The organism is Enterobacter sp. V87_3, from assembly GCF_029967835.1.
Taxonomy (GTDB): Bacteria; Pseudomonadota; Gammaproteobacteria; order Enterobacterales; family Enterobacteriaceae; genus Enterobacter; species Enterobacter cancerogenus.
The window spans coordinates 225,593-246,060 of sequence record NZ_JASCAM010000022.1 but is presented as its reverse complement, the minus strand read 5'-3'; the positions used below and the strand labels follow the sequence as shown (position 1 = coordinate 246,060).

Genomic DNA, 20,468 nt, shown 5'->3' with positions numbered 1-20,468 from the left:
GGTCTACGATGGGAAGCAATGCTACTTTTTCTGCCCGTAGAACGGCGCTGGCGATGGCCATTGCGCTGTGTTGCGCGTGGCAATCCCCTGTTTTCGCTCACGGCAGCGAGGCGCACATGGTGCCGATGGAAAAAACGCTGAAAGACTTTGGCGCGGATGTGAAGTGGGATGATTACGCCCAAATGTTCACCCTCTCGAAAGACGGTGCGTTTGTGAAGGTTAAGCCGGGCGCGAAAACCGCCATTGTTAACGGCAAGCCGCTGACGCTGCAGGTACCGGTCGTGATGAAGAATAACCAGGCGTTTATCCCGGAGACCTTTATCAACGATGTGTTTCAGTCAGGCCTTGATCAGACGTTCCAGGTAGAAAAGCGCCCTCATCCCCTCAATGCGCTGACAGCGGAGGAGATCAAACAGGCTGTTGAGATTGTGAAAGCCTCTGCCGACTTCAAACCCAATACCCGTTTCACCCAGATTGCGCTGGCCGAGCCGGAGAAAGCCAAAGTCTGGGACTTTGTGCTCAACGGCACGGCGGTGGACGCTCCCCGCCAGGCGAACCTCACCCTGCTGGACGGGAAACAGATCATCGAAAGCCTGGTGGACCTGAAGGATAAGAAGATCCTGCGCTGGGAAACCATCAAAGACGCCCACGGCATGGTCCTGCTGGACGACTTTGCTACCGTGCAGCAGATTATTAACGACAGCGCAGAGTTTGCTGCGGTGCTGAAAAAACGCGGTATCACCGACACGAAGAAGGTGATCACCACCCCGTTGACCGTGGGCTATTTCGACGGGAAAGATGGCCTGAAACAAGAGGACCGCCTGCTGAAAGTGGTGAGCTACCTTGATGTGGGCGATGGCAACTACTGGGCGCACCCTATTGAAAACCTGGTCGCGGTGGTCGATCTCGAACAGAAGAAAATCCAGAAAATTGAGGAAGGCCCGGTGGTCCCCGTACCGCTCACGCCCCGCCCGTATGATGGCCGCGACCGCATTGAAACAGCCAAAAAACCGCTGGAGATCATCGAGCCAGAGGGGAAGAATTACACCATTACCGGCGATATGGTCCACTGGCAGAACTGGGATTTCCACCTGAGCCTGGATTCGCGCGTCGGGCCGATGCTCTCTACCGTTACGTACAACGATAACGGTAAAAAACGTCAGGTGATGTACCAGGGATCGCTGGGCGGGATGATTGTTCCGTACGGCGACCCGGATGTGGGCTGGTACTTCAAAGCCTATCTTGATTCCGGGGACTACGGTATGGGCACCCTGACCTCACCGCTGGTGCGCGGCAAAGACGTGCCCTCTAACGCCGTACTGCTGAACGAGACAATTCCCGACTACACCGGCGCACCGATGGAGATCCCGCGCGCTATCGCCATTTTTGAACGCTATGCCGGGCCGGAGTATAAACATCAGGAGATGGGCCAGCCGAACGTCAGCGCCGAGCGCCGCGAACTGGTGGTGCGCTGGGTAAGCACCGTGGGAAATTACGACTACATCTTCGACTGGGTATTCCACGAAAACGGCACCATCGGCATTGATGCAGGCGCGACGGGGATCGAGGCGGTTAAAGGCGTGCAGGCGAAAACCATGCATGACGCCACCGCCAAAGATGACACCCGATACGGAACGCTGATCGACCACAACATCGTTGGGACCACGCATCAGCACATCTATAACTTCCGTCTGGATTTGGACGTGGACGGGACCAATAACAAGCTGGTGGCGATGGATCCGGAAGTGAAGCCGAATACCGCAGGCGGTCCCCGCACCAGCACCATGCAGGTCAATCAGTACGATATCGACAGTGAACTGCAGGCCGCGCAAAAATTCGACCCGGGCACCATTCGTCTGCTGAGTAACACAACGAAAGAGAACCGCATGGGCAACCCGGTCTCGTATCAGATTATCCCGTACGCGGGCGGCACGCACCCGGTTGCCACCGGCGCGAAGTTTGCCCAGGACGAGTGGATTTACCACCGTCTGAGCTTTATGGATAAGCAGCTGTGGGTAACGCGTTACCATCCCAACGAGATGTACCCGGAAGGCAAATTCCCGAACCGTTCAACCCACGATACCGGCCTGGGGCAGTACAGCAAGGATAACGAGTCGGTGAACGACCAGGATGACGTGGTCTGGATGACCACCGGCACCACCCACGTTGCCCGCGCGGAGGAGTGGCCGATCATGCCGACAGAATGGGTACATACCCTGCTCAAACCGTGGAACTTCTTCGACGAAACGCCGACGCTGGGTAAGAAAAAAGAGCAACAGCAATAACCATCACGCCGGGCGCAACGCCCGGTTTTTTATGCTCATTGATTTGATGAATAATCGAGGCTGCTTATAGTTAAAGATAAACCTCTGGCATGCACGCCCCCCCGGACGGGATCCCACCTTCATGGAAAAAAGACGCAATACGACGCCTGAACTCGCGACATGGCCCACCCACAAATCGATGGTGCGCCACGGTCTGGCAATGAATCTCCCGTGGCTGGCCTTTGTGAACCTGAGCCTGGCGGTCATGCTTCTGCTGCGTAACACTATCGTGGGCCACATGGATACGCTGCTGGGCGCGTCCAGACCGCTGACAACGATGGTCGACACCGCGATGCTGGGCATCATTTTACTTTCGGCCACGCTGGTGGTGATGGCCTGGCGGCATATTGCCGGTATCGGCATCGTGCTGTTTATCTGCAGCCTGCTGTGGTCGTTGTGCAGCTACTGGCTCATCGCGGTTGCCCAACTCCCTCATGCCTGGCCTGTCTATGTGATCCTGATGCTTGCGGGAATGACGGCGCTCTATTTTTACCCGTCAGGGCTGCTGGCATTTCTCCTGCCGCTGTGGATTGCGCTGCCGGTGGCCAGTATTGCGCTCAACCACGGGATTAACCTGCGCTTTGCCGTTATCTGGGGAGTGTTTACGCTCATCCTCGTCTGCGGGCGGTTTATTCTGCACCGCTGGTTTGAAGAGGCCTGGCGGCGGAACCAGCAGAATCAGCGCCTGATCCTGCGTCTGGACGCGCTCGCACATCTTGATGCGTTAACCCAGACCGCGAATCGCCGGGCGATGGAGACCCTGCTGGAGGATGCGACCGAACGCAAAAAGGCCTTCTCGCTGATCATGCTTGATGTCGATTTTTTCAAGCGTTACAACGACACCTACGGCCATCAGGCGGGGGATGCCTGTTTAACGTCCGTAGCCCAGGTGTTGAAGCAGTCGGTGCGCACGCCGAATGACGTGGTGTCCCGCTACGGCGGCGAAGAGTTCGTGGTGATCCTCTTCGATTGCCCGCTACGGGGAGCTGAGCAGGTTGCCCTGCGCATTCAGGAGAAACTGCGTGCCACCGCAATCCCGCATAGCGCCTCAAACGCCAGCGAATACGTTACCGTGAGTATGGGGATCGCAGAGATGGCCGAGGGGCTGGCCGGAACGGAGCTTCTCGCCCGCGCTGACGCCGCGCTGTACCGGGCAAAGGAGGCCGGGCGGGATCGGTGGTCGCTTTAAATGTCGCTTTAAATGAAGCCGGGTGGCGCTGCGCTTACCCGGACTACAAAACCCGCCACCCGGCTTGTTTTTTAATACCGCACGCACACCGACTTCGTTTCGCACCAGCCGTCCAGCCAGTCCGGGCCAAAGTCACGCCCGGTGCCAGACTGTTTCATGCCGCCGAACGGCAGGTTGGCATCGATCAGGGTATGACTGTTTACCCAGACGGTGCCGGCCTGCAGCCTGTCGGTGTATTCCAGCGCCTTGCTGATGTTTTGCGTCCAGACGCTGGCCGTCAGGCCATATTCGGTGTCGTTAGCCAGCCGTAACGCCTCTTCGCCATCCGCGACCCGCACCAGGTTGACCACCGGGCCGAAAACCTCTTCACGGGTGAGTCGCAGCGACGCGTCCGGGTTAACCACCAGCGTCGGTGAAACATAGTATCCCTTCCCGTCCGGGCCGCGGCTGCCGCTGATAAGCTCGGCCTTTCGGGAGGCGGCTTCATCAAGGAAGGTCTGGACCTTATCGCAGTGGGCGCGGGAGACCAGCGGGTTAATAAACGCCTGCGGCGACATGCCCGGCCCGACGCTGAGGGATTTAACCGCCTGCTCAAACCCGCTCACCAGCGTGTCAAACAGCGGCGCTTCGATATAGATGCGCGAGCTTGCCGCACAAACCTGCCCCTGATTAAGGAAGCTGCCGGTCATCAGCCCTTCAATGACCCATGCCGGATCGGCGTCTTTCAGGACGATAGCCGGGTTTTTACCGCCCAGCTCCAGCGTGACGCCCGTCAGCGTCTCTGCAGCCGTACGCGCAATCTGTTTCCCCGTCGCCGTAGAGCCGGTAAAACTCACCTTGGCTATGCGCGGATGCGACGTCAGGGCTGCACCGCAGGTGGCTCCGCTGCCGGTGATGACGTTGAACACGCCATCCGGAATACCCGCCTCACTCGCCAGTTCCGCCACGCGCAGCAGGGTCAGTGGCGTCGTCTCAGAGGGTTTGATAACGATTGAGCAGCCAGCCGCCAGGGCGGGCATCACTTTCCACATGCCGATCATCAGCGGGAAGTTCCAGGGTACGATCCCCGCCACCACCCCGACCGGCTCTTTACGGGTCCACGCCTGATAACGCGCCCCCTGCGGCAGCGGAATAGAGAGATCGAGCGTTTTGCCCGCAATTTTGGTCGTCAGCCCGGCGGTATAACGCATCCAGTTCAAGGTGCAGCCGACCTCAAAGGCGCGGGAGATGTTGATGGATTTCCCCTGCTCCAGCGTTTCAAGCTGCGCCAGCTCCTCGCCGTGCTGCTCGACTAGGTCGGCAAAGTGCAGCAGAATGCGCTCGCGTTCGGCGGGCAGTTTTCCCGCCCAGCTGCGCGAAACAAAGGCGCGCCAGCCAGACATCACTGCGCGATCCACATCGTCCACGCTGGCATCCGCCGTTGAGGCTATCACCTCGCCCGTCGCCGGGTTATAGACGTTCAGGCGTTTTTCGCCGTCAGACGCCACTTCGCGCCCTTCGATCCACAGGCCATGGTGACGGTCGAGAAACTGTTGCACGCACGGCAGAGCGGCTACCTGTGATTCAGACATCGGGTACTCCTTGGTTATTCTTCTCAGGATGTTAATGCAGTCTAAGAGGGGTTTTGCCATCCCGCTTTTGTCTGTGTGACATTCGCTTTGCCACCTGTGACAGGCTCCGCAAAACGTGATAATTACCGCTTATATCGCTGTTCCGCATGAGCGTTCTTTCCTATAGTCAGCCTCGAAGGCCAGACAAAATGCAACACAAATGCAACAATGCGAAAACATTGACGGTGCGGCGAGAGAAACCATGGCGTGTGCGAGCGAACAGGAAAAGTATCAGCAATGGCTGGCGCAAATTAACCAGGCGTGCGGCCGGTTTGATGCGCGTCCTTTAGAGGGAGAGTTTATCGGTGAACTGGAAACCAGCTATGCCCGCAGCCTGAAGTTAAGCACCGTCACCGCAGCCGGGGTTAATCTGTTTCGCACCCGTCGGGAAATTGCCCACGGCAACGATGCGTGGTTCTATACCGTGTTTCAGCTCGACGGCAGCGCGGAGATTGAACAGGACGGGCGGCGCTCACGTCTTAAAACGGGCGATATCACCCTGCTGGACGCCTCGCGCCCCTGCTCGATTTACTGGCAGGACAAATCCCGCCAGATTTCTCTGCTCGTGCCGCGTCAGATCATTGAACAGCAGTGCCGCTTTCAGGAAGTGAGCTGCGCGCTCACGCTTTCCCGCAGCCTGCCGACCGTGCAGTTGAGCCATCGTCTGCTTCAGGAGAGTATGGGCAATACCGGGCTGAGTGAGGTCGAGAGCGAAGCGGCGCTGGAAGCGATGGTTTGCCTGCTGCGCCCGGCATTTCAGCAACGCGACGCAGTGCAGCCGCGCAAGGAACGTCAGTTCCAGAACGTGCTTTCCCTGATAGACGACCATATCCAGTCAGACGCGCTGCGCCCGGAGTGGATCGCCACAGAGAGTGGGATGTCGGTACGCAGTTTGTACCGTATGTTCGCCGAGAAAGGGCTGGTGGTGGCGCAGTACATTAAAAACCGTCGACTCGATCTCTGCGCGCAGATGCTGCGTTCAGCCGGCGACGACGAAAAGCTGGCGGGCATTGGCTACAGCTGGGGTTTTGCCGATCACAGCCATTTTTCTACCGCCTTTAAGCAGCGTTTCGGCGTCTCGCCCGGCGAGTACCGTAAACGCTGCCGCTAGTTTTTTTTAGTTCACTCTTTTTTCAGCCACTTACCGTTAATCCCCTTCACGTACTCGCCCGGCTGCGCACGGGCCACCAGCTTTTGCCCGGCCATTTTCGCCACTTCATCCACCGGCAGGTTGTTGCTGTCGGCCAGCTTTTGGTAGCTCTCGGTGCGTGCGGCATTAATGCTTTTCACCAGCGCCAGCGTGTCTGGATCCTGCTTAACCGGCGCCAGGTAGCCGCTCAGGGTTTCCCCCACCCGGCCCTGGGTGCGTGCTTCGTTTAAGGTCAGCGTCGCGGCCTGCACGTTCATTCCCAGCGCCAGTAAAATCAGTAGTAATCGTTTCATGGCATCCTCAGAACAGATCGCTGCGCGTTTTCAGCAGGGTTTCTACGTCTTTATCGACCTTGATGTGGATCTCATGCTCGATTTTGACGTTCATATTGATGGTGATCGGCTCTTTCGGTGCCGCCACTTCAATACGCGGCGTACAGCCCGAGAGCAGCACGGCAACGGCCACGGTGAGTACACCTGCCATCTTTTTCATTGTTGTTCCTCACTTTCCTTGCCGGTCGAACTGCGGATACCCGGTATGGCCGCATGTTGCTCAAACCATGTTTGCAGATTATCCCCGAAGCGCAGGCTGCGCCAGAGGGTAAAAACGTTCTCTTCGTGGGTGTAGTTCAGATTGACCGAACCGCTTTTGCCATCCACCCGGCTGGTTCCCTTGATCGCCGCCTGCAGGGTTAAGACCCCCAGATTATCGACATTGATCTTTGTCCACGACCGGGTGATTTCCATGTAGCGCAGCCAGTTGATGGCGGCCCCTGCGGCCATATTGTCTTTCACAATGGCGTCGGCCGTATCTTTGTCAATACGCAGCGTCATAGGCCCCGGATTGGTCAGCCAGCCGTCTTTGATAATCCAGCGTTCGTTGTCGAGCCAGAATGGCAGCGCTCCGCTGACCGGGCCAGACATCGTAAACTGTTTGGGATTCACCGCGCTAATCAGCTCGCTGGAGGAGATATTGTCCACGCGCAGCAGGGCCGCATCATGTTGCGGCATACGCAGCTGCTGAAGGGTGATTTTGCCGCCGAGCGTTTCTATCTTCACGTTGGTGAGCAGCAGCGGGTTGTCGTCGGTCCAGGGGTAGTCACCCTGTAAATCGGCGGTAATGTTGTGTGCGGACACCAGATTTTGCACTTCGCCAATGCGCAACGTCACCGGCCCCCTCGTGCCCAGCGACCAGGTCCCCTCGCTAAAGCGAAACGGCAGAACAAAATCGACGCCGTTGATCTGGTTGTCGGGCATCCACAGGCTACCGGCTTTTACCACCCCGTGGCCGCCCGCCTCAAAGCCCTGGTCCGCCGCCGCCGAGAAGGCCACCTGCGCGTAAAGTTCGCCGTCGCGCAGCGTCATCTTCCAGTCTGGCGGAAGCAGCGGCTGGAATACCGTGAGGGACTGCTTCGGCCACCAGGCCTGACCGCGCAGACGCTCACCGTCCCAGCGGCCATTGACCTGCACCGGCCCAATGGCGTCGGCGTGAAGATCCCCTTTGAACTGGAACAGGGTCGGGTCAGTCCCGTCGACGCTAAAATTCAGTACCGAGGGCGGCAGCAGGCTTCCGCCTGAAAAGGTGGTTTGTCCCGCTTTCAGCGACAGCGCCCCGCTGAAGGCCGGATGGGCAGGATCGCGCTGCCAGCGCACCGGTTTTTCCAGCACCAGACGCGGCTTGCTGACCAGCATCGTGCCGTACTGGAGCTTATCGAAACCGGTGGAGAGATCGGTCAGCGCAATCACCCGATCGCGCCATTCTCCTTTCCCTGCAACGTCCCATCGTGCGTTCATCGGCGTGAAGTTACCGTTGCCCCAGTAGCGCCACTGCCACAGCCCGCTGTCGGGTAAAAAATCTTGCGCCTGGCCGTCCAGGTGCAGGGTAAAATCGCCCATCTCGTTTTCATGAGCGCGTAATATCGCCTGCAGGCGGCCATCCACGCCCTTTTGCGTCAGCTTAACGCCCGCGAGCGGCCAGCGTATTTCGTCGATATCCAGCGAATCAATCAGGCGTCCGCGCGAGCGAAGCAGCGCGCCGGGGGCGAATTCCAGGATGGGATCTGCCAGGCTTCCGGTCAGTGTCGCCGGAAGTTTGGCGTAGAGGATCAGATCGTTTTGTTTCGCCTCGCCGCTCAGATGCAGCGGCATGTGGCTGTTATCCATGCTAAGCGTGCCGGGACCGAGAGTCAGTACGGCGTTGCCCTTCCCGGCATCACCCTTCGTCAGCACGTTCAGGCGTCCGGTGAAGGTCGCTTTTTCCAGCCCCTGCTGCCAGTTATCAATCTTCAGCCCAACGCGTCCGCTCAGCGGCAGACCTGGCTGTTGCCAGTTCCAACGACCGTCGCTGATGGTCAATTCCCGGGCGGTGACCTGCCAAGGCAGGTCGAGCAGCGGGTCGGGGTTATCCCTCGCCATGACCACCAGTTGCCCCTGATTGTCCGCCCACTCCAGATCGGCATCGACCAGAGACGATAAGTGTGGCACGTTGAAGGTGGCCTGCGCGTGCCCTTTAACCGGTGCGCCGTCCGGCACCAGCGGCAGGGTAAATTCACCCACCAGCGTCACGGGCTGCGGTTGGTCCGGCAGGTGAATGTCGAATTGCTTGATGGTCAGATTCTGGCCGCGAAGCTGCCCCTGAATACTCACCTGCTCGCCTTTATAGGTGAGAGTCTGGCTGGCCGGGGTTAAGGACGCGCGAAGCTCACCCTGCCACTGCTGCCAGGGGGAAAGCGTCAGGCGGTGGATCGTCAGCCAGGTGTTCGGCAGGATCGCCTGCCACTGGGCCAGGGTTTTTGGCGCGACGGTGGACGGGGCGGACTCGGGCAGTTTACTCAGACACGCAGAGTTCAGTTCAAGCGCGCCGACGTCCAGCGCCCAGCGGCTGGGGTGCGACAGCGTGACGTTTTCGATACGGGCAATTTCGCAGTCTTCTACCAGATAGCGGAGATCCGGTATAACGAGGGCGTTGCGGGTCAGACGAGGACTTTTTTCAAAGGCGATGCGCGTCCCTACCGGCAGCCAGATCCCGGCAAGGGTCGGTACCCATTGGGCGAGCGTCATCAGCAGCGTCAGCGGCAAAACGATCAACAGCAGTAGGAGCGCGATCGCGGCTTTGTATTTACCCCTCATGGGCAGTTAATATCCTGATTTAGCGAAAGAATTAAGCCGACATTGCCGATCATTGTCGCATGATTAGCCAGTCAGTTGAAGAGACTGTCATTTTTAAGGATAGATGCTCTATCATTATTCATAGAACTTATTGAATTCAATAAATTTTTATAAATTGTAAGATTATTTTAATCATGCTAACGTGAATGTAAAATCACTGGAGAAAGTCTTATGAAACTCGCGGTATATAGCACAAAGCAGTACGACAAAAAGTATCTGCAACATGTTAACGAGGCTTACGGATTCGATCTTGAATTTTTCGACTTTCTGCTGACTGAGAAAACTGCCAAAACCGCCCACGGCTGTGAAGGCGTCTGTATCTTCGTCAACGATGATGGCAGCCGTCCGGTGCTGGAAGAGCTGAAAAAACAGGGGGTGAAATATATCGCCCTGCGCTGCGCCGGGTTCAATAACGTGGATCTGGATGCGGCGAAAGAGCTGGGTCTGAAGGTCGTTCGCGTACCGGCCTATTCACCGGAAGCGGTGGCGGAACATGCCATCGGCATGATGATGTCGCTGAACCGTCGTATTCACCGTGCTTATCAACGTACCCGTGATGCGAACTTTTCTCTCGAAGGGCTGACCGGTTTTACCATGTACGGCAAAACCGCCGGGATCATCGGCACCGGTAAGATTGGCGTAGCCGCCCTGCGCATTCTGAAAGGCTTTGGTATGCGCCTGCTGGCCTTTGACCCGTACCCAAGCGCTGCCGCACTGGAGCTGGGCGTGGAGTATGTTGATATTCAGACGCTGTTCTCCCAGTCTGACGTGATCTCCCTGCACTGCCCGCTGACGCCAGAAAACTATCACCTGCTAAACCAGACGGCTTTCGACCAGATGAAGGACGGGGTGATGATCATCAACACCAGCCGCGGCGGTTTGATTGATTCACAGGCGGCAATTGAAGCGCTGAAAACCCAGAAGATTGGTGCCTTGGGTATGGACGTCTATGAGAACGAACGTGACCTGTTCTTTGAAGACAAATCCAATGACGTGATTCAGGATGACGTGTTCCGCCGTCTGTCGGCCTGCCATAACGTGCTGTTCACCGGGCATCAGGCCTTCCTTACCGCCGAGGCGCTGATAAGCATTTCAGAAACGACGCTGGGGAATTTGCAGCAGCTGGAGAAAGGCGAAGCCTGTCCGAATGAGATTGCCTGACTTTTCTCTCTAAATATAGATAATAAAAAACCCGCTGATGGCGGGTTTTTTAATGAATAAAGGCGTTATTTAAAGACTTCTGCTACTGCTTCAAAGTTAGGACCATGCTCACGCGCAGCGATAATAACGTAGTATTTTCCACCCTTCTCTTCAGCCAGTGTAGAAAGCTTTTTATGCAGATCGGAAGGTGATGAAATCTGACCGCCGGTTGCGCCCACGGTAACATTCCCTATGTATTGCAGTTTGAAGTGGTGTGCTTCATCTTTAGAAATCAGATCGGCAGCGGATGCACCGAAGCTTGCCATTGTGAAGGCCAGAACAGTCCCTAATAGTGCTTTTTTCATATCATTCCTCCTGTTGATTACTCTACATATTCAACTTATGAATAATCCATGTAAATGATCCGTATCAATAATGTAGATTAGATGGGATTTTTTTCCAGTGTTACAGAATCTCCATTAAGAGCGACATTGCGTTTTTGCTGATCGTCTTTAACGCTGCAACGCGTCGTTTTACCCGCAACCCTTTGTCCTGATACTTTCGACAATCTGCGACTACACATCAACCGTGCGGCCTGTTCCTGCGTGCGCGCAGGATTCTAATGCCTCTGAGGATTGCACCCAATGCTAACTAACTCCATCAAAATATAGATAAGAGACGAGATGAACAGAAGTGAGGATAAGACAATCGCGGCCAGAAAAATCACGGGAAACTCCATGTAATAAATTTCAATCCGTAAGAAATTCTAGATCCTTTTTTTAGTTTGTCACGGAAGTGCAATAAATTATGCTGCACATCGCTGAGATCGGCATGGGTAAATCCATAATTATAACTGGGATTACTCATGACCGTACGTCAACGTGTTATAACATACTGTCAATTTCTCAGGTTTTAAAAAAAGTTATGCAATAACGCACGGTTAACAATTCTCATGCTATTTTAGAAGAAACTCCTTAGACACGTTCACTATGCTAACAACGCTTATTTATCGAAGCCACCTCCAGTCGGGCGCATCATTTCAATCAATAAAAGATATGGTCAGCACGGCCAATACTCACAACGAGAAAGTGGGGATTACTGGCGTTTTGCTTTTCAACGGCACGCATTTTTTGCAGCTTCTGGAAGGTGAAGAGGTTGCAGTGATGCAACTGTACGAAAAGATTCGCCGCGATGTCCTTCATTCTAACATTGTCGAACTTTTACGCGATTATGCCCCTTATCGTCGTTTCGGTGGAGCAGGCATGGAATTAATCGACATCAGGCTGTATGACAAAGATGAGTGTCTTGACAGAGTTCTTCAACATGGAACCACTCAACATAAGTTACTCTATAATGATAGGGCTTTGCGATTTTTTCGCACTTTTATCGATTCAGTGGAAACTGACAGTTACTATCAATTGCCGGATAGTTTCAGCTGGTACTTTTCGCCGCAACATATTGAGATTGAAGAAATTGATAGGGTTTCCATTGATAATATCCAGGTGGTGATAGATCCTCTCGCAGGCCAAATACATTCATTCGTATTAAGTGCCAAAAATGAAAGCCCACTTAGTGAAGCAGATCATTTATCTTTTGATTTGGAATCGAAACATGAATTGTTAAAAACTGCTGGAAAGATAACTACTGCTTCGCAAAGGGTGTCAGTTTCACTCCTGCCCTTGACCTTGACCAGAGTGCCCGGTGCAATTGATATACTCCTTGGTTATATTAAAGAAAGTAGCATTTATCCAGAGCAAATTATTGTCGAATTTTCTGAAAGCGAAATAATTCCAGAGATTGATGAGTTCGCTGACGCCATCAGGAAATTGAAGAGTTGTGGTGTAAGCGTTGCCGTCAAAGACTTTGGAGCAGGCAACGCAGGATTATTACTCCTTTCTAAATTTCAACCTGAAAAACTTAAGATTCATCCTCAATTGATAAAGCATATTCATGAAGATGGTTCTAAACAAGCGATTCTTCAAAGCTTAATCCGCTGCTGCGAGCTATTAGAAATAAGAATTTGCGCGACTGGAATAGAACTTGCCGAAGAGTGGATGTGGCTTGAGTCAGCGGGAATATTTTGTTTTCAGGGGGGGCTTTTTTCACACTACAGCAGACATGAACATTTAACAATTCATTGGCCTGAACTCGTCGAACAGCATATATCTTCGTAGAATTATTGAAATTATCGCTGTAAGCGATCAGATATCTTAAGCAGAGATTATAATGGTTAACTTATCCACAGATTCTGTGGGTAAGTTCTGTACTAAATCGACTAAAAGAGTGTCATCCCTGACAGTTTCTTCGGCCGATAAACGTTTTCACGTTACCGATGAGGTTGCTTCGTCGTGATTACCGGCCAGAGCCGGTCTGCGTCCTATCCTGCTAATTCTAGTCTTCGTTAAGGCCCACAAGGGTTTGAAGATATGGCATCCTTAACTCATCGTCGCGATTGAGTGTCTTGAATCTCATGAGCCAGGTGTTGGCCTCCGAGAGTTCCTTCAATCTACCTTCATCATCAACGTCTTGAGTCATTCGATTCAACATGCTAATGAGAGAGGCGACATTAATCTCCTTTCTCACAAGAGCAAGTCTAAGTGCCGCTTCACCAATGATGGCATAGCCTTTTTCGTCGTCTTGAAATATCACAGTTAAGCCTCCTTGGTACGATTTCATAAACCTCAGAATTAACTCTAGATGCAGAAGGCATTGAATTTAGAAAATTAGTCCTATTCTTATGTTTTGATTCCTTATAACGACAAAATTGAAATCATATATTGCAGCACTGAAAAAGCCCTGGCAGCACAGCTTTACATCTGTTCATACACATTGCTTAAGATTAGAGTAACGTTGAAATTAATATACCCGCATGCTACCCTGTACATCCATACACTATCAGGAGGTGCTTTGGAACAAGATGAAATAGATGGAACTGAAGAATTTAATGCCCTTATAGGCGTTGTTGTTGCGGGGTTACTCGAAAAAAATGATGCCGTTACCTTACAGCTATTAATTGAAGCGCTTTATCAAGTTTGTATGGATTGTGAAGACGAAAAAATCATGATGCAATGTCTTGAAGCGATTCTGACCCTCAAAAAGACATTACATTAGGTTGCATTAGTCAGTAGACATAAATGATACATGACATTGCACTATACTGGTAGGCAATTGCCATTATTACGACTCTTGCTGTTACAATCTGGTCAACGTGATGATGAGTTCTCTCCCGTTGTAATTGAAAGTTTGGTTCAGATTGCTGGACACATTTATACTACGTTGCAGAGCGCTTCGCTTAATCTCATTTAATATTATTTCGTTTACAGAATAAATATTCAAAAACCCCGATACGAAATACATTCCTTGTATGATCCTTGATTGCTCGAAACCCATAGCAAAAAGCACTAAGGCATTTGCGATTCCCTGGGCTTCTTCAAGCGAATTGATTACGATCCTTTCTCCGTCCACTACCCTGACTCCATTATGTTTTTTCCTCTAACAATATAGACTGCCTCGGGAAAAATGTGAGGGCACTATGCTAAGTTTGTATCAAACCCTCATCTGCAGACTATCTTTCGTTCACGTAATGACAGATTGAAGGGAAAGAACCGGGCATTATGCCCGGTTCACTTACGTTAAATTATACCTAATCACTCAATCCACGATTTTCCAGCATCGGCTCTATTCTCGGATCGTGCCCGCGCCACTGACGATAAAGTTCAGCTAAATCCGTACTATTGCCGCGCGACAAAATCGCCTCGCGGAATTTTTGCCCGTTCTCGCGCGTCAAACCCCCCTGCTCGACAAACCACTGATAACCGTCGTCCGCCAGCATTTGCGTCCAGAGATAGGCGTAATACCCCGCCGCATAGCCGCCGCCGAAGATATGGGCGAAATAACTGCTGCGATAGCGTGGCGGGATGGCGGGAAGATCCAGCCCTTCCTTTTTCAGCGCCTCGGCTTCAAACGATTCTACGTTATCAACGGTGTCGCGAATGCTGTGCCAGTTCATGTCCAGCAAGGCAGCGCTGAGCAACTCCGTCATGTCGTAGCCCTTGTTGAACTGGGTGGCGTTCAGCATTTTATCCCGCAGGGCATCCGGCATGGGTTCCTGGGTCTGATAATGACGGGCATAGTGCGCAAACACGCGCGGGTGGCTGGCCCAGTGTTCGTTGATTTGCGACGGAAACTCAACAAAGTCTCGCGGCGTATTGGTGCCAGAAAGCGTAGCGTAGCGCTGGCTGGCAAACAGGCCGTGTAGCGTATGACCAAACTCGTGAAACAGCGTGATGACATCATCCCAGGAGAGAAGTGCCGTCTGGCCGGTAGCGGGTTTTTGGTAGTTGCACACGTTGTAGATCACCGGGCGGGCGGAAGACTCAAAGGATTGTTCGACAAAATTGCCCATCCACGCCCCGCCGCTTTTTGAGTCGCGGGCGAAGAAGTCACCGTAGAACAGCGCCATCCCCTCGCCGGTGTGGTCAAAAATTTCCCATACGCGCACGTCCGGGTGATACACCGGGATGTCAAAACGCTCAACAAAACGAATGCCAAACAGCTCGCTGGCAGCCCAGAACACGCCGTCGTGCAGGACGGTATTGAGCGCAAAGTAAGGTTTGATTTGCGACTCATCGAGCGCGTATTTTGCCGAGCGCACGCGCTCGGCGTAGTAGGCCCAGTCCCATGCTTCAACGGTAAAACCGCCCTGCTCGTCGTCAATCACCTTCTGGATATCAGCCTGTTCACGCGCCGCCCGCCCTCGCGCCGCAGGCACGATCCCCCGCATAAAGGCCAGCGCGGCGGCAGACGTTTTCGCCATCTGGTCAGCGGTGCTCCAGCTTGCGTAATCCTCAAATCCGAGCAGCTGAGCCTGCCGCGCGCGCAGCGACGCAAGACGGCGGATCAGCTCGCGGGTATCGTTTTCATCGCCTTTTTGGGTGCGATCCCATCCGGCCTTGAACAGACGTTCACGCGTCTGGCGATTGCGCAGCGCGGCGAGGGCGGGCTGTTGCGTGGTATTAAGCAGCGGGATCAGCCAGCGATCGCGAAGACCTTTTTCCGTTGCGGCCTGCGCGGCGGTGCCAATCTGGTCCGCGCTCAGGCCATCGAGTTGTTGAACATCGTCCACCACCAGCCCGCCCGCGTTGTCTGCGGCGAGTAAACGCTGGTTAAAGCGGCTGGTCAGCGAGGCGGATTCCGTATTCAGCGTTTTGAGCTCCGCTTTTTCGGCAGCGTTAAGGCGTGCGCCCGCAAGGACAAAGTGCTGCCAGGTCTCTTCCACCAGACGACGGGATTCCGCATCCAGCGCGGCGCGATCCTGCCAGACGCGCTCGACGCGGGAGAAAAGCGTGTCGTTAAGCCAGATATCGTTTGCCAGCTCCGCCAGCTCGGTTGAGAACTGCTCATCCAGCGCCTGCAGATCATCGTTGGTGTGCGCGGAGGTCATGGCAAAAAAGACGCTGCTGACGCGTGATAGCATCGCGCCGCTTTTCTCCAGCGCCAGCACGGTGTTGTCAAAATCCGGTGGGGACGTTTGGGCGATAATAGCGTCGATGTCAGCACGCTTCTGGCGCAGGGCTTCGTCGAATGCCGGGCGATAGTGGCTGTCTTCAATAAGATCGAATCGCGGTGCCTGATACGGCAGCAGGCTGATGTCAAAAAAAGGATTGTTGACCGACATTTTTCACTCCTCAGAACAGTGTATTCCCCCAGAGTAGGCCAGGCCGTCAGCGCCTGCAATGCCATCATACAAATGTAGCCTTAACGGGCCGCCCGCGAGCGTGCTATGGTAGTACAACACAAAAAGCGTTGAGGAACAGTGAGATGATAATTTTAGTTACCGGGGCGACCGCGGGTTTTGGTGAATGCATCACGCGTCGCTTCGTCGCCAACGGCCATAAAGTGATTGCAACAGGCCGCCGTCAGGAGCGCCTGCAGGAGCTAAAGGATGAGCTGGGCGACAGCATCCTGACCGCGCAGCTGGACGTACGTAACCGCGCGGCCATTGAAGAGATGATCGCGAACCTGCCGGCCGAGTGGCGTGCCATTGATGTTCTGGTCAACAATGCCGGTCTGGCGCTGGGCATGGAGCCCGCCCATAAAGCCAGCGTGGAAGACTGGGAAAACATGATCGACACCAACAACAAGGGCCTGGTGTACATGACCCGCGCCGTGCTGCCCGGCATGGTGGAACGCAACAGCGGCCACATTATCAACATCGGCTCTACCGCCGGTAGCTGGCCTTACGCAGGCGGCAACGTCTACGGCGCAACCAAAGCTTTCGTGCGCCAGTTCAGCCTGAACCTGCGCACCGACCTGCACGGCACGGCTATCCGCGTGACGGACGTTGAACCAGGCCTGGTGGGCGGGACGGAATTCTCTAACGTCCGCTTCAAAGGCGATGACGCGAAAGCGGGTAAAACCTACGAAAACGCGAATGCGCTGACCCCGGAAGACGTCACCGAGACGGTCTGGTGGGTGGCGACGCTGCCTAAACACGTCAATATCAACACCGTTGAAATGATGCCGGTCAGCCAGAGTTTTGCCGGACTGAGCGTCCATCGCGGCTAGTTTGCCCTGCCCGGCCTGCGGGCCGGGTCTGTGATGGCGGGCAAAAGAATGGTAGTCTAGTCAGGTTAACTCTCTGAGAAATCACAACACATGGCCGCTGAATCGCAACTCAACCCTACCCAGCCTGTTAACCAGCAAATTTATCGCATTTTACGACGTGATATCGTCCATTGCCTGATCCCGCCTGGCACTCCGCTGTCTGAAAAAGAGGTGTCGGTGCGTTTTGACGTTTCCCGTCAGCCGGTGCGTGAGGCGTTTATCAAGCTGGCTGAAAACGGCCTGATTCAGATCCGCCCCCAGCGCGGCAGCTATGTGAACAAAATTTCGCTTTCGCAGGTCCGTAACGGTTGTTTCGTCCGTCAGGCGATTGAGTGCGCGGTTGTGCGACGGGCGGCAACGCTGATCAACGAAAACCAGTGCTACCTGCTGGAGCAAAACCTGCATCAGCAGCGCATTGCGATTGATCGTAAACAGCTCAATGACTTTTTCCAGCTGGATGACGAGTTTCATCAGAAGCTGGCGCAAATCGCCGACTGTCAGCTGGCGTGGGATACCATCGAAAACATCAAAGCCACCATTGACCGCGTGCGTTACATGAGCCTTGACCATGTTTCGCCGCCGGAAATGCTGCTCCGACAGCACCATGATATTTTTAATGCGCTGGAAAAACGGGATTTGGACGGCGTGGAAAATGCGATGACTCTGCACCTGCAGGAAATAAGTGAATCCGTGCAGCTTATTCGTCAGGAAAATAGCGACTGGTTCAGCGAAGAGTAATATTCGCCGCCCCCTTGCGGTTGCGGCGAGGTCGTTAGCGGACAACTAATACCGGGATGCTGGCGTAGCGGAGAATAGACTCTGCGTTGGAGCCGAGTAAATGGGTTGTGATGCTCGGGTTTTTCGAACCGATAACGATCACGTCATAATCCCCTTCTTTACTCATTTTAATAATTTCATCGCGCACGCTGCCAAAGCGCACTTTGCACTCAATTTTGTCCGGGTCGATATCAAACAAGCGCTTTAACGCCGTCATTTTTTTATCAGACTCGGTGGTCATGTACTCTTCAAACTTTTTAATATCCGCATTGAACCCGCGTAGTAACGAGCGGCCGCTGACGGGCAGGATATTAACCAGGGTGATTGAGGCGCCTTCCGCTTTGGCGAGATTAGCCGCATGACGCACCGCTTTGTCACTCAAATCCATTTCAAACACATCAACAGGCATCAAAATCTTTTTGTACATAAGCCTGACTCCTTAATTCAGATGAAAGGGGTATTTCCTGTAACCAGAGTGCCATTCGCACTATAAACAAACCCTCAACGTTAACGCGGGTAAACTATCAGTTCATGAAAACATTTGTCCGTTTTGTAAATAGCGGTTCAGAAGCGTCAACGCGGGCCGTAACAAAGAAAAAAGTGTGAGTTTGATCAAAAACAAAAACAATCGTTAAAGAGAGGCGTATTTATAGTGCCCGTGAATGGCGCGGTCAGAATAGCGCCGTAACGGATAGGTTAGAGAGGAGAAATTACCATGATGACATATGACCGTAACCGCAACGCAATCACCACCGGCAGCCGCGTAATGATTAACGGCACGGGCCGCACCGGGATTATTAAAGCGATCCACAGCACCGGGCTGGATGCCGCACAGGTGCGTCGCAGCAAAACGGTGGAAGTCGAAGGTTGTGACGGTAAATTTGAACCGATTGAACTGATTCGCCTGGGAATGCACTAACAGGCACAAAGCCATGCCGCCGCGAACGGCGGCATGTAAAGCATTAACCCTGCGCCGCGTATTGCGCCACCGTGGCCTTCGCCCCCTTCTGTAGCAGCATCTGGTACGCGTTCATTACCGCATCGACAAAAACAGCTTCCTGCGGCAGTTCTTTGCCAAAGATCGCCTCGATACCCAACAGCGCTTTCACGCGGCTCTCGCCTTCTGCGCTGCTGTTTACCGCTGACTGGATCGCCGCCAGCTGCGGATCGCTTACCTCGATGGCATTACCCTGCTCGTCCACGCCGCCGACATAGCGCATCCAGCCCGCCACGCCCAATGCAAGCAGCGGGAAAGGCTGCTGATGGACCAGGTGCCAGCGCACGGAATCAAGCATACGCTGCGGGAGTTTCTGACTGCCGTCCATCGCAATTTGCCACGTGCGGTGACGCAGCGCCGGGTTGCTGTAACGCGCGATCAGCAGATCGGCGTAATGGCTTAAATCCACACCCTGCACTTTCAGCGTTGGGGCCTGCTCTTTCAGCATCAGCGCGTGAGCGGCTTTGCGGTAGTTCGCATCTGCCATGCAGTCGTTAATGTGCTGGTAACCCGCCAGATAGCCTAGATAGGCCAGGAACGAGTGGCTGCCGTTAAGCATACGCAGCTTCATCTCTTCAAAAGGAATAACGTCTGATACCAGCTCAGCGCCGGCCTTTTCCCACTGTGGACGCCCGGCGACAAAGTTATCTTCCACCACCCACTGACGGAACGGCTCGCAGGCCACCCCAGCCGGATCGCGAACGCCGGTCAATTGTTCAATTTTATCCAGCGTCTCGGCCGTGACCGCCGGGACGATACGGTCGACCATGGTTGACGGGAAGGTCACATTGGCATCGATCCAGTCTGCCAGTTCAGCGTCCACGGCACGCGCGTAGGCGCAGGTAACGTTGCGCATCACATGACCATTTTCCGGCATGTTATCGCAGGACATGACGCTAAAGGCCGGCAGGCCGGCTGCCTTACGCCGCGCCAGCGCTTCAACCACAACGCCCGGTGCAGATTTTGGCTGATGAGGATTTTGCAGGTCCGCTACGATAAACGGATGATCGAGCATCAGTTGCCCGGTGGCAGGCGAATGGCAGTACCCTTTCTCGGTAATGGTGAGCGAAACAATCGCCACCTGCGGTTCGCACATCGTCGACAGGACAGCTTCCAGCCCATCAACCTGGGCATGCAGCGCCTTTTTCACCACCCCCACGACGCGGGAGGTCCAGGCGTCGGCAGACATTTCCGCCACGGTGTAGAGATGGTCCTGCGCGTTCAGATCGGCGATCTGCTGTTCACCGCCGATCAGGTTCACTTCACAGTATCCCCAGTCGCTGTCGTGTTCTGCGGCAAGAATGTCGGCGTAGACCGCCTGATGTGCGCGATGAAATGCGCCAAAGCCCAGGTGAACAATACGCGCGTTGAGGCGTTCACGATCGTACTGAGGCAGCGTGGCCTTCGCCTGTAATAACCGATTTTCCATGATTGTGACTCGTTAAATTAGAAAGCTAAGAACCGCTGCCGCTCCGGCAAGAGCGACAGCGCCTGCTGACTACACCAAC

Annotated in this window: 18 protein-coding genes; 9 read left to right on the top strand and 9 right to left on the bottom strand. The window is 54.3% G+C overall.

Annotated elements, in window-relative coordinates:
• The first annotated feature begins 8 nt into the window (after nucleotides 1–8).
• A complete protein-coding gene (tynA, locus tag QLG21_RS10465) occupies nucleotides 9–2,285 on the top strand; it encodes a primary-amine oxidase (RefSeq protein WP_137848532.1) in 2,277 nt (758 codons plus the stop codon).
• A gap of 121 nt (nucleotides 2,286–2,406) precedes the next feature.
• Nucleotides 2,407–3,513: a GGDEF domain-containing protein gene (locus QLG21_RS10460; protein WP_137848531.1), complete on the top strand. Its 1,107-nt coding sequence runs from the start codon at nucleotides 2,407–2,409 to the stop codon at nucleotides 3,511–3,513.
• 71 nt (nucleotides 3,514–3,584) lie between these two features.
• Here QLG21_RS10460 and QLG21_RS10455 read toward each other — a convergent pair whose 3' ends face one another.
• Nucleotides 3,585–5,084: an aldehyde dehydrogenase family protein gene (locus QLG21_RS10455; RefSeq protein ID WP_137848530.1), complete on the bottom strand. Its 1,500-nt coding sequence runs from the start codon at nucleotides 5,082–5,084 to the stop codon at nucleotides 3,585–3,587.
• Nucleotides 5,085–5,325: 241 nt separating this feature from the next.
• Here QLG21_RS10455 and feaR point away from each other — a divergent pair, with 241 nt between their 5' ends.
• Complete coding sequence (gene feaR, locus QLG21_RS10450) at nucleotides 5,326–6,234, top strand: transcriptional regulator FeaR (RefSeq protein ID WP_042320537.1); 909 nt, start codon at nucleotides 5,326–5,328, stop codon at nucleotides 6,232–6,234.
• 11 nt (nucleotides 6,235–6,245) lie between these two features.
• Here feaR and QLG21_RS10445 read toward each other — a convergent pair whose 3' ends face one another.
• The 3 genes from QLG21_RS10445 to QLG21_RS10435 are packed head-to-tail and all read right to left on the bottom strand — an operon-like array spanning nucleotide 6,246 to nucleotide 9,401.
• Complete coding sequence (locus tag QLG21_RS10445; RefSeq protein ID WP_006175057.1) at nucleotides 6,246–6,566, bottom strand: YdbL family protein; 321 nt, start codon at nucleotides 6,564–6,566, stop codon at nucleotides 6,246–6,248.
• 7 nt (nucleotides 6,567–6,573) lie between these two features.
• Complete coding sequence (locus QLG21_RS10440) at nucleotides 6,574–6,765, bottom strand: YnbE family lipoprotein (protein WP_006175056.1); 192 nt, start codon at nucleotides 6,763–6,765, stop codon at nucleotides 6,574–6,576.
• The gene (locus QLG21_RS10435) at nucleotides 6,762–9,401 is read right to left on the bottom strand and encodes a YdbH family protein (protein WP_137848529.1); all 2,640 of its coding nucleotides are present in this window, start codon (nucleotides 9,399–9,401) and stop codon (nucleotides 6,762–6,764) included. The genes QLG21_RS10440 and QLG21_RS10435 overlap by 4 nt, the downstream gene beginning before the upstream one ends.
• A 210-nt stretch (nucleotides 9,402–9,611) precedes the next feature.
• Here QLG21_RS10435 and QLG21_RS10430 point away from each other — a divergent pair, with 210 nt between their 5' ends.
• The gene (locus tag QLG21_RS10430) at nucleotides 9,612–10,601 is read left to right on the top strand and encodes a 2-hydroxyacid dehydrogenase (RefSeq protein WP_006175054.1); all 990 of its coding nucleotides are present in this window, start codon (nucleotides 9,612–9,614) and stop codon (nucleotides 10,599–10,601) included.
• A gap of 65 nt (nucleotides 10,602–10,666) precedes the next feature.
• Here QLG21_RS10430 and QLG21_RS10425 read toward each other — a convergent pair whose 3' ends face one another.
• Nucleotides 10,667–10,945 carry a DUF1471 domain-containing protein gene (locus QLG21_RS10425; RefSeq protein ID WP_137848528.1) on the bottom strand — a complete coding sequence of 93 codons (279 nt, stop codon included), beginning with the start codon at nucleotides 10,943–10,945 and terminating at the stop codon, nucleotides 10,667–10,669.
• A gap of 624 nt (nucleotides 10,946–11,569) precedes the next feature.
• Between QLG21_RS10425 and QLG21_RS10420 the strand changes: the two genes are divergently transcribed.
• Nucleotides 11,570–12,754, top strand: coding sequence for a diguanylate phosphodiesterase (locus QLG21_RS10420; RefSeq protein ID WP_137848527.1), 1,185 nt, complete (start codon nucleotides 11,570–11,572; stop codon nucleotides 12,752–12,754).
• A 217-nt stretch (nucleotides 12,755–12,971) separates the two neighbouring features.
• Here the strand turns inward: QLG21_RS10420 and QLG21_RS10415 are convergent, their stop codons facing one another.
• Nucleotides 12,972–13,229: a hypothetical protein gene (locus tag QLG21_RS10415; protein ID WP_137848526.1), complete on the bottom strand. Its 258-nt coding sequence runs from the start codon at nucleotides 13,227–13,229 to the stop codon at nucleotides 12,972–12,974.
• Nucleotides 13,230–13,487: 258 nt separating this feature from the next.
• On the opposite strand from QLG21_RS10415, the gene QLG21_RS10410 reads away from it, so the two are divergent.
• The gene (locus QLG21_RS10410; protein WP_137848525.1) at nucleotides 13,488–13,691 is read left to right on the top strand and encodes a hypothetical protein; all 204 of its coding nucleotides are present in this window, start codon (nucleotides 13,488–13,490) and stop codon (nucleotides 13,689–13,691) included.
• A 532-nt stretch (nucleotides 13,692–14,223) separates the two neighbouring features.
• On the opposite strand, the gene dcp is transcribed toward QLG21_RS10410, so the two are convergent.
• On the bottom strand, nucleotides 14,224–16,257 hold the full coding sequence (dcp, locus tag QLG21_RS10405; protein ID WP_137848524.1) for a peptidyl-dipeptidase Dcp: 2,034 nt from the start codon (nucleotides 16,255–16,257) through the stop codon (nucleotides 14,224–14,226).
• A gap of 143 nt (nucleotides 16,258–16,400) precedes the next feature.
• Between dcp and ydfG the strand changes: the two genes are divergently transcribed.
• On the top strand, nucleotides 16,401–17,147 hold the full coding sequence (gene ydfG, locus QLG21_RS10400) for a bifunctional NADP-dependent 3-hydroxy acid dehydrogenase/3-hydroxypropionate dehydrogenase YdfG (RefSeq protein ID WP_006175045.1): 747 nt from the start codon (nucleotides 16,401–16,403) through the stop codon (nucleotides 17,145–17,147).
• A 90-nt stretch (nucleotides 17,148–17,237) separates the two neighbouring features.
• A complete protein-coding gene (locus QLG21_RS10395) occupies nucleotides 17,238–17,924 on the top strand; it encodes a GntR family transcriptional regulator (protein ID WP_006175044.1) in 687 nt (228 codons plus the stop codon).
• A 34-nt stretch (nucleotides 17,925–17,958) separates the two neighbouring features.
• On the opposite strand, the gene QLG21_RS10390 is transcribed toward QLG21_RS10395, so the two are convergent.
• Entirely contained in the window at nucleotides 17,959–18,390 is a 432-nt protein-coding gene (locus QLG21_RS10390; protein ID WP_088207368.1) for a universal stress protein, read from the bottom strand.
• 288 nt (nucleotides 18,391–18,678) lie between these two features.
• On the opposite strand from QLG21_RS10390, the gene ydfZ reads away from it, so the two are divergent.
• Nucleotides 18,679–18,882: a putative selenium delivery protein YdfZ gene (ydfZ, locus tag QLG21_RS10385; protein WP_006175042.1), complete on the top strand. Its 204-nt coding sequence runs from the start codon at nucleotides 18,679–18,681 to the stop codon at nucleotides 18,880–18,882.
• 43 nt (nucleotides 18,883–18,925) lie between these two features.
• Here the strand turns inward: ydfZ and QLG21_RS10380 are convergent, their stop codons facing one another.
• The gene (locus QLG21_RS10380) at nucleotides 18,926–20,389 is read right to left on the bottom strand and encodes a mannitol dehydrogenase family protein (protein WP_088207369.1); all 1,464 of its coding nucleotides are present in this window, start codon (nucleotides 20,387–20,389) and stop codon (nucleotides 18,926–18,928) included.
• Between the last annotated feature and the right edge of the window lie 79 nt (nucleotides 20,390–20,468).

Excerpts from the sequence above, each read along its gene's own strand:
- QLG21_RS10390 (WP_088207368.1), bottom strand. The coding sequence starts at position 18,390 with ATGTACAAAAAGATTTTGATGCCTGTTGATGTGTTTGAAATGGATTTG.
- QLG21_RS10455 (WP_137848530.1), bottom strand. The coding sequence starts at position 5,084 with ATGTCTGAATCACAGGTAGCCGCTCTGCCGTGCGTGCAACAGTTTCTC.
- QLG21_RS10430 (WP_006175054.1), top strand. The coding sequence starts at position 9,612 with ATGAAACTCGCGGTATATAGCACAAAGCAGTACGACAAAAAGTATCTG.
- QLG21_RS10445 (WP_006175057.1), bottom strand. The coding sequence starts at position 6,566 with ATGAAACGATTACTACTGATTTTACTGGCGCTGGGAATGAACGTGCAG.
- ydfZ (WP_006175042.1), top strand. The coding sequence starts at position 18,679 with ATGATGACATATGACCGTAACCGCAACGCAATCACCACCGGCAGCCGC.
- dcp (WP_137848524.1), bottom strand. The coding sequence starts at position 16,257 with ATGTCGGTCAACAATCCTTTTTTTGACATCAGCCTGCTGCCGTATCAG.
- QLG21_RS10380 (WP_088207369.1), bottom strand. The coding sequence starts at position 20,389 with ATGGAAAATCGGTTATTACAGGCGAAGGCCACGCTGCCTCAGTACGAT.
- QLG21_RS10420 (WP_137848527.1), top strand. The coding sequence starts at position 11,570 with ATGCTAACAACGCTTATTTATCGAAGCCACCTCCAGTCGGGCGCATCA.
- tynA (WP_137848532.1), top strand. The coding sequence starts at position 9 with ATGGGAAGCAATGCTACTTTTTCTGCCCGTAGAACGGCGCTGGCGATG.
- QLG21_RS10425 (WP_137848528.1), bottom strand. The coding sequence starts at position 10,945 with ATGAAAAAAGCACTATTAGGGACTGTTCTGGCCTTCACAATGGCAAGC.
- ydfG (WP_006175045.1), top strand. The coding sequence starts at position 16,401 with ATGATAATTTTAGTTACCGGGGCGACCGCGGGTTTTGGTGAATGCATC.
- QLG21_RS10395 (WP_006175044.1), top strand. The coding sequence starts at position 17,238 with ATGGCCGCTGAATCGCAACTCAACCCTACCCAGCCTGTTAACCAGCAA.
- QLG21_RS10435 (WP_137848529.1), bottom strand. The coding sequence starts at position 9,401 with ATGAGGGGTAAATACAAAGCCGCGATCGCGCTCCTACTGCTGTTGATC.
- feaR (WP_042320537.1), top strand. The coding sequence starts at position 5,326 with ATGGCGTGTGCGAGCGAACAGGAAAAGTATCAGCAATGGCTGGCGCAA.
- QLG21_RS10460 (WP_137848531.1), top strand. The coding sequence starts at position 2,407 with ATGGAAAAAAGACGCAATACGACGCCTGAACTCGCGACATGGCCCACC.
- QLG21_RS10440 (WP_006175056.1), bottom strand. The coding sequence starts at position 6,765 with ATGAAAAAGATGGCAGGTGTACTCACCGTGGCCGTTGCCGTGCTGCTC.